General features: G+C 55.3%; 8 protein-coding genes. 3 read left to right on the forward strand and 5 right to left on the reverse strand.

The features are described 5' to 3' along the window. Position 1 precedes the first annotated feature (1 nt). Positions 2-916 carry a LysR family transcriptional regulator gene (locus tag WFK59_RS15685; RefSeq protein WP_336756328.1) on the forward strand — a complete coding sequence of 305 codons (915 nt, stop codon included), beginning with the start codon at positions 2-4 and terminating at the stop codon, positions 914-916. Here WFK59_RS15685 and WFK59_RS15690 read toward each other — a convergent pair. The 5 genes from WFK59_RS15690 to WFK59_RS15710 form a co-directional block, all read right to left on the reverse strand. Then, positions 900-5504 (reverse strand): ATP-dependent helicase, encoded by a 4605-nt coding sequence (locus tag WFK59_RS15690; protein WP_336756329.1) that lies wholly within the window; start codon positions 5502-5504, stop codon positions 900-902. The two genes, WFK59_RS15685 and WFK59_RS15690, sit on opposite strands and share 17 nt — an antisense overlap. 115 nt (positions 5505-5619) lie before the next feature. After that, positions 5620-6819, reverse strand: a complete 1200-nt coding sequence (locus WFK59_RS15695) for an MFS transporter (protein ID WP_336756331.1) — start codon at positions 6817-6819, stop codon at positions 5620-5622. Between the two features lie 697 nt (positions 6820-7516). Continuing rightward, positions 7517-8581, reverse strand: coding sequence for a mechanosensitive ion channel family protein (locus tag WFK59_RS15700; RefSeq protein WP_233988494.1), 1065 nt, complete (start codon positions 8579-8581; stop codon positions 7517-7519). Between the two features lie 1097 nt (positions 8582-9678). Next, positions 9679-10281: an NADPH-dependent F420 reductase gene (locus WFK59_RS15705; protein ID WP_336756333.1), complete on the reverse strand. Its 603-nt coding sequence runs from the start codon at positions 10279-10281 to the stop codon at positions 9679-9681. A gap of 70 nt (positions 10282-10351) precedes the next feature. After that, the gene (locus WFK59_RS15710; protein ID WP_233988491.1) at positions 10352-11086 is read right to left on the reverse strand and encodes an SDR family NAD(P)-dependent oxidoreductase; all 735 of its coding nucleotides are present in this window, start codon (positions 11084-11086) and stop codon (positions 10352-10354) included. Positions 11087-11194: 108 nt separating this feature from the next. Here WFK59_RS15710 and WFK59_RS15715 point away from each other — a divergent pair, with 108 nt between their 5' ends. Next, a complete protein-coding gene (locus WFK59_RS15715; RefSeq protein WP_262287725.1) occupies positions 11195-11557 on the forward strand; it encodes a winged helix-turn-helix transcriptional regulator in 363 nt (120 codons plus the stop codon). Between the two features lie 1037 nt (positions 11558-12594). After that, positions 12595-13479 (forward strand): hypothetical protein (locus tag WFK59_RS15720; protein ID WP_336756335.1); only part of this gene is annotated, 885 nt, incomplete at its 3' end.

The raw sequence follows: 13479 nt of genomic DNA on the forward strand, positions 1-13479 counted from the left end.
AATGGCGGTAGAGATAGCGTTACTGGAGGCGGTCGTGGCGGTGGCAAAAGCCGGTGGTTTTCGTGAGGCGGCCCGGGTGACCGGCAGTAACGCGTCACGTCTGAGCGATGCGGTTCGCCGTGCCGAACAGCAACTCGGTATCCGGTTATTTCACCGCACCACGCGGACGGTGGTGTTAACGGAAGCGGGCAGGGCGCTGATGGATCGTCTGCTTCCGGCAATGAATGAGGTCAACGCCGCGCTGGATGCGATCAATCTCTACCGCAATACGCCAGGCGGTACGCTGCGGCTCAACGTACCGGTCAGCGCCACGCGGCTGGTGTTACCGGCGTTATTACCGGAGTTCCTGCGGCGGTATCCCGACATTCAACTGGAGATTGTGGCGGAAAGTAACGTTCAGGATGTCTTTCGTGACGGTTGCGATGCGGGCATCCGCTACGATGAACGGCTGGAGCAGGATGTGGTAGCGATGCCGATTGGCCCACGTCGCCAGCGGTTTGCCGCCGCCGCTTCACCGGCCTACCTTGCCCGATATGGCCGTCCCGATCATCCGCGCGATCTGATCCATCATCGCTGTCTGCGGGGCCGATATGCCAGCGGCGTCATGCCGGACTGGGAATTTAGCCGGGATGGCAATGACGTCACTGTACAGGTGAACGGACCGCTGGTGGTGAGCGTTGGCGGAGCGATGGATCTGGCGGTTGAGGCGGCTATTGCCGGTAGCGGCATTATTTATCTGTTTGAGGAGTGGCTGCAGCCCTGTTTTGACAACGGAAAACTGGAACCGCTGCTACAGCCCTGGTGGCTGAGCTTCTCTGGCCCGTGGCTCTACTACAATGACCGCCGGTTAATTCCGGCACCGCTGCAGGCTTTTATCGATTTTGTTCGTGAAGATAATCTCAGCCGTACCAGCTGAATCCCTGTGGCACGCGGGAGAATCCGGCATGGCGCAGGGCGTTGAGTAATGGCGACTGCGAAACCGGCTGACCGTTTACCGTTTCCAGCGTAAAGCTCAGCGATCTTTCGCGCTTCAGCGCCAGCGCCAGTGCGGCGATGGCGGCCTGCTGTTGCGCTTCATCCGGTGTAAAGATCAGCAGATCTTTTCCGCCCTGCGGCAGATAGAGCGCCAGCTCGCCACCCACGATCGCGACCCGCGCACCCAGCCGCCGCACCGGGCGAGTGCCGGTCAGATGAACCGGCCAGCCAAGCGTGGCACCGAACGGATTCGCCGGGTCCATGGCGGCAAGCGCTACCGCGGCGGTGGGGTCGGCCGGTTGCTGTGCCAGTTCACGCAGGCGCTCAATCGTCAGGGCGTCAGCGAACTGCGCGCCGCCTGCACCAGCGATAAAGCGTCCACGCATTATCCGTCCGGCATCCTCCAGACCGCGCAATACCGGCTGCAATGCAGGAAAACCACCGGGGATCTGCTCCGAAATTGCGCTGCCGCGGGTAATGACGCCGTAGCGGTCGAGCATGTTTTCGGCCAGCGCCAGGGCCTGACGTGTCGGTGAAATATCTCGCCGGACAAGACGTGACCAGCGTCCGGCAATGGTATTAACGCCCGGACCGCGCCCCGCCGGGGCTGACGGTGCGAATCGTTGCACATGACGGCTACGCAGCGCGCGCGCCGGCCGGGAGCGTGTCCCGCCCGGCGAGCCCAGCAGCCCGCGCACCGCAGTCCAGGTATCGGTGGTGATGTCGCCCTGCCACACCAGTTGCCATAAGGCGGCATAAATATCGCCGGATGGCGGCGTCTCCGGTCCCGCCAGTTTTGCCATAATCTCGTGGGCGAACCACGCGCCGCCGTGGCTGAGCGCCTCAAGAATAGCCTGTTGCAAGGCTGTCGGTGACTGCGTTGAGTCAGATGGCGGCAGCGTTTCAGCGGCAAATTCGGCGAGATGGAGCGAAATCAAGCCGTCGTTGTGTCCCAGCGCCTTATGCCCGCACCAGAGCACCTCGCCGTTAGCTAACAGTTCATCCAGCATCGCGGGCTGATAATCACGGATTCGGGCGCGAAGGATTTGCGACTCCCACAGCGAAGCAGGCAGCGCCACGCCCGCCAGCTGCTCTATCACCCGCGCCAGGCCATCGATTCCCTCATACAGCGGCTGCGCCACCAGTGAGGATTCACGGGTAAAGGCGGCCGCCGGATTAAGCACGCCGTGCCGCTCCAGCAGCAGCGTTACCCAGGCAGCAGGCGCGACCGGACGCGTCGCCTCACGCGCTGATTGCAGTGAACGTAGCCGCAGCCGTTTAAACACGCCAGCATCAACCCAGACGCCAGCCGCCGCGTCCGGCCCGGCGGCGATGCTTAGCAGAGTGCCCTGCTCGCGTAACGGGCGCAGCGCCTTATTGACTATCGCCACGCCTAATCCATAGCGATCGGCGAGCTGCTGCGCGCTGAACAGGCTATGGGTTCGGGCATAGCGGGTGATCAGGTCGCGGAGCGGATCGGAGAGCGGTTCTAAAAAGGTGGCAGGCAGGTTATCGGGAATGCGGGTAGCCAGCGCATCGCGCAAACGGGCAGCATCTTCCACCACCGCCCAGCGCGCCTCGCCGGCAACGGTGACGCGAATCACCCGCCGGGTTTCTTCAAACTGCTCTAATGCCGCGACCGCCTGTGAAGGATCGCCGCTGAAACGCGCCTCAATGTCATTCAGTGACAGCGGACCCAGCTCGCGCAGCAGATCCACAATGCCTTCAACATGCTGTGCCTGATAGCGCGGGTCCAGACGCTGTAACGCCTGCTCTAGCTGCTCAACGACGGCAGGTGCCAGTAATTCACCTTTATCCGTCTGGCCGAGCAGTTCACCCAGCAGGTTGCTGTCGAGTGCCAGCAGTGAAGCGCGGCGTTCAGCCTGTGGCGCATCGCTGGCGTAGAGAAATTCGGCCACATAGCCAAACAACAGCGGCGCTGCGAACGGCGAAGGGTGTTCAGTGGTCACCTCAACAAACTGCACGCTTCCCTGTTGAATCTGTTTCATCAGGCGGTGCAGCGCGGGCAAATCATAGACATCCTGCAGGCATTCGCGTGCGGTTTCGATCAGGATCGGGAAATCTTCATACTGGCGAGCCACTTCCAGTAGCTGACCGGCCCGTAACCGCTGCTGCCACAGGGGAGAACGTTTACCCGGATTCCGCTTTGGCAGCAGCAAGGCGCGTGAAGCGCATTCCCGAAAGCGGGCGGCGAACAGCGCCGAGCTGCCTATCGTGTCAGCGACTTGCTGCGTCAGGCTATCGGCATCAAAAACAAACAGTTCCGCGCCCGGTACCCGGCCTTCGCTATCGGGAAAGCGGGCGATGATGCCGTCGTCGCTGGCGACCACTGAAGCATCTATGCCCAGCCGCCGCTGGATGCGGGCCGCGATCGCCAGCGCCCAGGGCGCATGGATGCGTTGTCCCCAGGGTGAATGCAGGATTACCCGCCAGTCACCGGTTTCATCACGGCAGCGTTCGATTACCAGGGTGCGATCGCCAGGCAAAACGCCGGTGGCAGCGCGCTGCTCAGCCACTAACGACAGCAGATTCGAGACGGCATGATCATTCAGCCCGAGGGAGTGCAGATGCTGTTGTGCATCTTCGGGCGTCGCGTGATCAAGCTGACGCAAAAACACCGCCAGGCTGGCACCTGAATCTGCCGCCCGGCCAACGCCTTCACCGCGCCAGAACGGTAAGCGCGCTGAGCGACCCGGTGCCGGTACGACCACGACCTGATCGTGAGTAATCTGCTGGATACGCCAGGATGTCGCCCCGAGGGTGATGATGTCATTAACCCGCGATTCGTAAACCATCTCTTCATCCAGTTCGCCGACCCGCCGCGATCCCGATTGCTCTTCGCCTTCAGGCAGGATGACGCTGAACATGCCGCGATCGGGAATGGTGCCGCCGCTGGTGACGGCCAGATGCTGGGTGCCTGGCCGGGCCGTTAACAGGCCACTTTGGCGATCCCAGACCAGACGAGGACGCAGATGCGTAAAATCATCCGACGGAAACTTACCGGCCAGCATATCCAGCGTGGCGTCGAACAGGCGGCGAGAGAGGGTGCGAAACGGATCGGCACGCCGCACCCGTTCAAACCACGCATCCGCCTGTAGGGGCTCCATGGCAACGGCAGCCAGCGTCTGCTGCGCCAGAATATCCAGCGGGTTACGCGGCGGTGAAAGGGCATCAAGCTGCCCGGCCTGCATCGATTGCACCATCACCGTCGCATCAAGCAGATCGCGGCGGGTACGCGGAAACAGAATCCCGGTGGAAGCGCCGCCCACCTGATGTCCGGCCCGGCCAACCCGTTGCAGCGCGCTGGCGACGGATAACGGTGCACCCACCTGAATCACCAGATCAACCGGCCCCATATCAATGCCGAGCTCCAGGCTCGATGTCGCCACCACACACCGCAGATCGCCCTGTTTCAGCGCCGATTCAATTTCGCTGCGCTGCTCTTTCGACACCGATCCGTGGTGAGATCGTGCAATAACCGCGGGCGCGCTGTCGCTGCGGTTCTGGCTGCCGCCGGAAAACGAATCATAATGCTGCGCCGGTTGGCGCAGACTTTCTGTCGGCTGCTGCGCCGCGTAACGTTCATTCAGTCGCGCGGTGAGTTTTTCTGCCAGTCCGCGTGAGTTAGCGAACACCAGCGTGGCACGATGCGCCATGACCAGCCGCAGAATGCGGGTCTCGATATGCGGCCAGATCGATCCGCTGGGCTGACCTGTGCCGCTATGGGGAGTCGGATCGCTGGCGATATCGGTCATATCGGTTACCGGCACTTCAATGCTGAGATGCAGGATGCGGCCAGCGGCGGGATTCACCACCAGAGTTGGCTGACAGCCGCCGAGAAACTCAGCGACGCGTTCGACCGGACGTACCGTGGCGGAAAGCCCAATGCGCTGAGCGGGCTGCGGCAGCAACGCATCCAGCCGCTCAAGGCTTAGCGCCAGCTGTGAGCCGCGCTTTGATCCGGCTACCGCATGGACTTCATCAACAATGACCGTGGTCACGCCCTGCAACGTGGTACGGGCTTTTGAGGTCAGCATCAGAAACAGCGATTCCGGGGTCGTTATCAGAATATCCGGTGGCCGTCGCAACAGTTTTGCCCGTTCAGCCGTTGGCGTGTCGCCGGATCGCATCCCGACATTGAGCGTGATCTCTGGCTCGCCCCGTTGCTGACGTTCAGCCATCACGCCGGCCAGCGGCAGATTGAGGTTGCGCTGCACATCTGCCGCCAGCGCTTTAACCGGCGAGATATACAGAATACGGGTGGTGGATTCGCGATCGGGCGCGGGCTGCTGCGCCCGGGCCTGGAAAAGCGAATCGATGGCGGTCAGGAAGGCCGCCAGCGTTTTCCCCGAGCCGGTCGGGGCAATCACCAGGCAGTGCTGACCGCTGGCAATCGCCTGCCATGCCGACTGTTGCACCGGCGTCGGAGCATCAAAGGTCGTGGAAAACCAGCGCCGCGTCGCGGGCGAAAACAGGGCTAAAGCATCATCAGGACGGGATTCAGGCATGATATTTCTGGCGTTACCCAACAGCAGGACTCAGTGAATCGAACCGTTTGAGTGTAAATGATAATCCCGATTTGTGAATGACGTGGCGGTGAAGCTGGTCATTCAGTCCCACTATTTAGCTGTGCGCCCGGGCAAATGAACCGGATCTGACCGCCAGCAATGACACCAGCGCCAGTATCACAATCGTCATGCCATAAAGAAATGCGGTCAGAGTCAGGCCAATGTGTGGCGCGGCGATACCTGCCAGAATCGCCGGTAGCGCAAAGGCGAGATAGCTTTTGATGAGAAAGGCCGAGAACAGCCCGGCGCGCTCATGGCTTTCAGCGAGTTGCATAATGATCTTCAGCACATTTGAAAAGATTGAGCCAAATCCCTGGCCCGCAATGGCCGTGCCGAGATAGAGCCAGGCGACGGCATGCAAACCGACACCAGAGAGAGTGACACTGACACCGGCTATCAGCATCAGCGTCCCTATAAACAGCGCTCGCGCGGCTGGCAACGACCGGAAGAAAAATACCGCGGCGGTGGCGCTCAGCATCAGGGTTGCCACCACGCTGCCACCAATAAAAGGTGAGGTCAGGCCGGTGGCGCTGATCACCAGCGTCGGCATCAGTGAAAGATAGAATCCGCCCAGCATCCAGGTGGCAATGTTCACCGGCGCGACTTTCAACAGGGGTCCCAGCGCCCGACGCGGAATCATCACCTGTGGCCGCAGCGCCGCCAGCACGCCAGGCTGGGGTGAAATGGTTTCGGGTATCAGCGGCAACAGCGCCATTGCCACCAGCATCGCCAGTAACAACAGCGCATAAAGCATAACGGTAGGGAAGGGGGCGTAAGTGACCAGGATGCTGCCTGCCAGCGTACCCAGCGTCATTCCCAGAAAGGCGGTGACGGAGTTGAGCAACGGACCGCGATGTTTATTGGCATCGATCAGGGTCGCGCCAAAAGTCGGTAAGGCGATGCCGGTCGCAAAGCCCTGAACCAGACGTGCGCCGATTAAAACCGCAGCGGAATCTGCAGTGATAAAAATCACCAGCGCCACGCTATTGAGCGCCAAAGCCAGCAGCATCAGTGGCCGGCGACCGGTGTAGTCAGATATTTTCCCCACGGTCAGCAACGCAGCCAGCAGCGCAAAGGCATAGACCCCAAAGATTACGGTGAGCAGCGATGGACTCAGATGAAACAGCGAGCGGTAGAGCGGATAAAGCGGTGTCGGTGCGCTGCTGGTGGCCGAAATCAATACCGCGCCGGTGAAGCTGAAAAGCGTCAGACGTGCAGCGGATCGGGGAGTCAGAACGGGCTGGATGGCTGTCATGATGGATACCTTAATGCAAAGGATTAGCTTTAATAAGGTATACGGGCAGTGCGGGCTTAATGCAATATCTTTGCTTTAACCTTTCCTGCGGTGCCGTGATCACGATGAGGTTAACCGTGCCGAAAAGCGAGGGCGTTAAAGTTGACCGGCTAATAACGCCTTGAAACAACGACACTCTATCTCGCTAAGCCTGGTTATATAGCCTGTCTGCTTGCTGGATTTCCGGAATCTGATTTCACTGACTACAGTGAACGTAATGGTTTAACGCAACGGCCTGAAAGCGGCCTGGCAGGCGTTTCTGTGAAATCAGGCTGTTTTCGATCGGAGAGTCAAAGCCGCGGATAACCACTCAGCGACTGCGGGTGAAGGGTGCTGATTTCAGTGAACAAAGACCCACAGTGGCAATGTCTGGGCGAGACATCATAACGTTGTATGGTTACCTCAACGGGATAGCGATCATCGCTCCTTCATAAAGGTGAATGCTGGGGCAAGCAACTGGCAAGGCTATGCGAAGGCTGAAGATGATGCCGGATCGACGCCGCCGGTCATCTTAATCAGGGATTTGACTGTCTGCTCTGGCCTGGCGTGGAAAGCAGAGCCGGACACATGCAGGAAGCGGAAGGTCAGCGGCCCTGACGCTGAGAAAGCACACTGTACCTTCCGCTTTTATTCGACTGCAACTTAACCTCACCGTCTGTCAGGCAGCGGTATCGGTGAGAGACGCTCTGACGTGAGGCAGACTCTGCGGATAATTCTGCTGAATAAATTCAATCATCTTTTCCCGCACGTGACAGCGTAAATCAAAGGCTATCGGGGAATTTTGCGCGGTCATCAGCATCCTGATCGTCATGGTCTTCTCGGTGGTATCGGTCACCTGAAGCACCTGAGTTTCCCGATCCCAGAGTTTGGTTTCATTCAGCACTTTTTCAAAATGCTGTCGCAGCGGTTCTAACGGCATCGAATAATCAACGTAGAGAAAAACCGAGCCCAGAATCTGCGCATTATTGCGGGTCCAGTTCTGAAACGGATTTTCTGTAAAGTAAGTGATGGGCAACACCAGACGGCGCAAATCCCAGATCCGCACCACCACATAGGTGAGGTTGATCTCTTCAATCCAGCCCCATTCTTTTTCTACCACCACGGCATCATCAATTTTGATCGGCTGGGTAAAGGCGATCTGAATACCGGCAAACAGATTGACCAGCGACTTCTGCAGGGCAAAACCAATGATGATACCGGCTACGCCAGCACCGGCGAGGATAGTGGTACCGAATTTTCTCACACCGGGGAAACTGAGCAGAATCAGAGAGAGGCAGAATAACACCAGTATGACAATGACGACTTTCTTTACATAAATGATCTGTGTGCGAATTTTACGCGCACGAAGGTTGTTCGAAATATTGATGTCGTAGCGGATGTAAAGCATATCCTGCGCCACGTTGGTTAATCGAATTAACACTGAGCAAAACGATAATATTATAAATACATTCACCGTATTGGTAATGAAAACCAGCAGGTCCGGGTGAATGTCGATGTAATTAATCCCGACATTGACCAGCAACAAGGGAATGAAAAGGAACATCGAGCCACGAAGGTGTTTTTCGAGGGATTTGAACAGTTTCCGATCACGACTCTGCCAGTAGCGAATAAACCTGAGAAGGATAAGGCGTGCAAGAAAACCCAGTACAAATGAGAGCGCGAAGAGTAATACAACAGGCACCCATGATGGCAAACCAGATAACTCATCAAATATCAACGGCATTATTTTCCCTTATATTCAGCTAACAACCCTGAGTTGTCAGATAAGTTTTAAACATTCAGTAACCGTTGTGTTCACGGTTATCAGTAGGTAAATCAGGTAACACCTGAGCTTACCCGATGTTCAATTTATCAACTGACGTTACACATGAAATCTCCTGAAAATACGAACTTTATGGATATCAGCGCCCACACTGATGTCGTGTTGACGTTTGCTTCACCCGGCCAGATAGCCAGGTCTCCACGCTTAGTGGCCGTCGCAGCGTGACGACATAAACAGTATTGAGTATGAACTATAGTTGCCGGGTTAACCGAAAATGGTGCCGGCTGACGCGGTGATGCTGAAATGCGGGCTGTCAGGGGGCGTCAGCCGTGCCGATCCTCGCCGCTGACCTGAGTGACGTCCGCAGCCGCCGCACGGTCTCGGAAAGCCGGCTGGCCCGATGAACACGATTGGGTAATGCGCCTATCCCAGCCTGATAGGTCAGAGAGGGATTGTTCCAGGTGAAAACAGGAGTCGGAAGACTCTCATTAATTCCGCATCAATATCAGAACGATACGCGACGTCGGAACGAGTGAGACAATTTTGAAACCCTGTCTCCTTCGGGGTAAGCGAACGCTGCCGTTTCGATGAAATGATCCAGGATGGGGCTGCGGAGGATTTTATGCTTTTTGGTCAGTTCAATAATGAATGTGGTCGCTGCCAGTCCTCACTCATCAGGGGAACTAAACAGGGCAGGTTATCTGCTCAATTTTTCCCGAAGATAATATTCGCGTCTGGCATTAGGTGGGTATCACCGTTTCAGCAGAACGTTAAAGCGGTGAGTAATAATACATATCCTCAGACGATAAATATGAAAGCAAATATTCATGTGGAAAAATCCATTTAATTAATATACTTCAATCCATCTATAGGTGTTTTTACTCTGCATGTGCTTGCGCCCGAACCGCACAGCTAATGTACCCATACATCAGACAATTGGCCGGGGCGCAATTTTTTTGCAGTAAGAATAGACAGCTATGCTGTTTAGCATGCCGTTAGAATAGATATTAATTTGTTCTTGAGATGATATTAAGTCAGGATTGCGTTAAGCATAAATATTATCTGCTGAACTTCACTAAATCCTGAAATATCAGTTCACCCCATTTCTTCCCGTGAGCCTGCACCAGCATTCCGCCCTCCGAAAGGCTTCCCAGCATGATCGGTGCGAAACCTAACGTTTCGGCCAGCGTGCCGACTTCGTCAAGCGCACTGTTATTATCGCTGGCGAGAAACACCACCCTTTTGCCGCCATTAACGGCAGGATCTTCAGCAAGCACAGAAGCGATCAAATGATTGAAGCCCTTAACCACTTTACCGCCAGCAAAGGCGCGTGCAACAACACGTCCGGAAGGTTCACCATCCAGTTCCTCAAGGGGCACACCGTAAGCATTCGTCACATCGACAATCGTTTTTCCCTGCCAGGTCGGCAGGATTTTGGCAATGTCCGGGTGTGACTGATAGCGAACAGCCAAAAAAATGATGTCGGCATTGACGGCATCAGCTAACTTTTTGGGCCTGATGCCAGGTCCAATCATGGCCGTCTCAGTGGCAAAGCTCTCCGGATCACGGGTGGTTGCAACGGAAACGTCGATGCCTTTTCGGGCAAATGCTGCGGCAAGTGCTTTTCCCACACTGCCAAAACCAATAATTGCATAATTCATATCGTGCCTCAGAGTTCAGAAGAGGGATGGATATCAGAAACCGATAGCGCTAGTCGGCCAGCTGAAATGGTCAGAGTTGAGCCAGCCCACCGTCAACGGCGACCTCGCTGGCGGTCATAAAACTACTGTCGCCTGAAGCAAGAAATGCGGCCACCGCCCCGATCTCCTCGGGTTCCGCCATACGCTGGAGCGGCGTTATCGCACCGTAGGCTTTCTGACCTTCTACACCCAGCGCTTCCTTCGCCAGTTCAGTCGCAGTCGCGCCGGGTGACAGCACGTTCACCCGGATGCCGGTACCTTTCAGATCTGCGGCCCAGCTCCTGGCAAGGTTGCGCACTGCCGCCTTGCTTGCACTGTAGGCCGTAAAGCCTGGTGCACCTGTTGTGCCGGCACTGGAACCCGTCAGGATAATCGAGCCACCCACAGTCATTAACGGCAATGCCTGCTGGACCGTAAAGATTGTGCCCTTAACGTTGGTGTCGAAAGTCTCGTCGATGTGCTGTGCCGTGATCTGACCAAGCGGAAGCGGGCTTCCCGCTCCGGCATTGGCGAACAGGATATCGAGCGTGCCCCGTTCAGCTTTAACTGCGGCGTAGAGTCGATCGAGGTCAGCCGGATCAGAAACAGAGCCCTTTACTGCACGGGCATCAGGGCCAAGGGTGGCAACTGCTGCATCAAGTGCTTGCTGTCTGCGACCGAAAATGAAGACGAAAGCGCCTTCCTCAATGAACCGCTTTGCTGCCGCAAGGCCTATCCCGGTTGCGCCACCGGTTATTACCGCCGTCTTTCCATTCAGTCTGGTCATGTCGTCTACCTTCTGGTGAGTTAACGAAAGCAGGGATCTGCTCGCTTGCAGGCCAGTCTGTTCGTCTGCTAACTTAACGTCAAGTATGCACCTTTTGGTAAGTATCAAATGACAATCCCCTCTGAAAGTGAAATTTGCGGTACCGGTTGTGGGCTTAATGCGACGCTGCGTGTGATATCGGGTAAGTGGAAGCCGTTGATTCTTTTTTTTCTGCGAGACGGTTCTAAACGCTATGGAGAGCTAAAGCGTTTGATTCCGGAGGTGAGTGATAAAGTTCTTATTCAGCAGTTGAAAGATCTTGAAGCCGATCAGGTACTGTTGCGAACTGACTATAAGGAGGTGCCACCGCGTGTGGATTATTCACTGACCGCTCTAGGCAGCAGCCTGTCTGATGCCATTATCCCGCTTTGCAACTGGGGCACGAGAAATGCTGAGCAGATGGCAAATATCTTTGCCAGTCGCGAAAAATAAATGGGGGTATCTAAGGCAAAAGGAGAAGGGCGGTTACACAGAATAACTGCCTTAAACCGTGGCAAACCCGGAGTGCATTGTTGAGCGCTGTTGAATTATTGTTAATGCCGACATTATTGCGCTAATCAGGCGTGGTCATATTTTCGCCTTTCTCAAGGTACACCGGCCCGGTCGTGTGAAGGGTACTTTAACCCGAAGGCGAACGTTAAAAAATCATGTCAGTTAAAAAGAGTATAAAGGGGCGACTAAGACCTTTCTTAGGTCAGAATATTGATGCATAACGCATATCTCCATGCGAATAGCATCCTGGTTTCGCTGTATGGATCCGGTATCGCCCGTTCGCTGGGTAGAGAATATCCCTGTAAAACCTTCAGCAATTCCTACCGCACCGTTCTCTGCCTGCCTAAAAACCCTCTCCTGTTAAAACGCCTGAATGACGGAGCTCTGTAGGTCATTACTTTCAATAATAGATTGATATAAAAGGCTCATGTGATTTCATATTTAGAACGAGATTTATTTCTATTTGAAAATGTTGATTTACAGGTTCAGATAGCACTTTTTGCATAATATTTTTCCTTGCGAAACAATGAATTGAAATGTGCGTGTAATCGCATTCATATTTATACTTTGCAAAATTGATATAAATCAAGTTCAGCCTACCTGATCAGGGTTAGATTTCGCCACAGAAGCGGTGTTCTCCGCTTACGATGACAGGTGTAAACGTTACCATTTCATGTGTTGAGAAAAAGCGCATGATGGCCAAGGCTTATATCTCAATGGGGCTTTTTGAGCCGTTATTATTCATTAAAAAATAAGGCTGAAACTATTTCAGCCGGTAACCCTGATCCAGGTCACTGATAATGAACAAAAAAATAATTTCTGTTGCCATTATGTTAGCATTTTTCCCGTCATTTAACGCTATGGCTATCAACTATAGTAACGTTAATAATCAAGCTATCGAATCACTACGCGCAGCGTTAAATAATGTGGTAAATCAGCACGCTTCTCTGGATGCTGCCCGCGCTATTCTGGAGACGATGAATAGTGATTCAATAGAGCAAGCCAAAATATCAATTGGCGATCCAACACCACGTCATTTGCTGGATCAACTGCTTCAGGGTGAAACGGTACATCAGAACATTATTCAGCCAACCAGCGTCAAACCGGCAGAAGTTATCCAGCCAGACACGCTGATTTCATCAACCCCGACACGAATTGATGAATCAGCCAATCCACACATTTCCAATCCTGACGCGATTACACAAGTCACTGGTACGACTCAGAGCTGGAGCCAAAATAGTCAGCGCCCTGGTTATGACGCATGGGCAGGTAATGGACAGAGCACCGGCCTGACAATAAGCGGTTCACAAATGAAAATAGATGCGGCTACCGCGCAGGCGAACGCGATTAACGAAAATCAGCAGAATGCCGCCGCACAACGTGATCAGCGAAATGAAGTAAGCGGTCGTTTAAGTGCCCAGACTAAAGAGCAGATTAATCATAACCAGCGATTCAACGGAATAGTTGCTTCAAAATATGAGAGCCAGAAGCAGCTGGAGGCGCAGGCGCGCGGTGAAGCACTGACCAAGGCCAACCAGCAGCGCACCCGTCAGCAGATTGTCGCGGGCGGCGTGGCGGAAGTTAATGCTCAGATGCAGCAGGAGGCACAGGCGCGTGGTGAGGCACTGACCAAGGCCAACCAGCAGCGCACCCGTCAGCAGATTGTCGCGGGCGGCGTGGCGGAAGTTAATGCTCAGATGCAGCAGGAGGCACAGGCGCGTGGTGAGGCGCTGACCAAGGCCAACCAGCAGCGCACCCGTCAGCAGATTGTCGCGGGCGGCGTGGCAGAGGTTAATGCTCAGATGCAGCAGGAGGCACAGGCGCGCGGTGAGGCGCTGACCAAGGCCAACCAGCAACGCACC

Source organism: Pantoea sp. USHLN298, assembly GCF_037149395.1.
Lineage (GTDB): Bacteria > Pseudomonadota > Gammaproteobacteria > Enterobacterales > Enterobacteriaceae > Pantoea > Pantoea astica.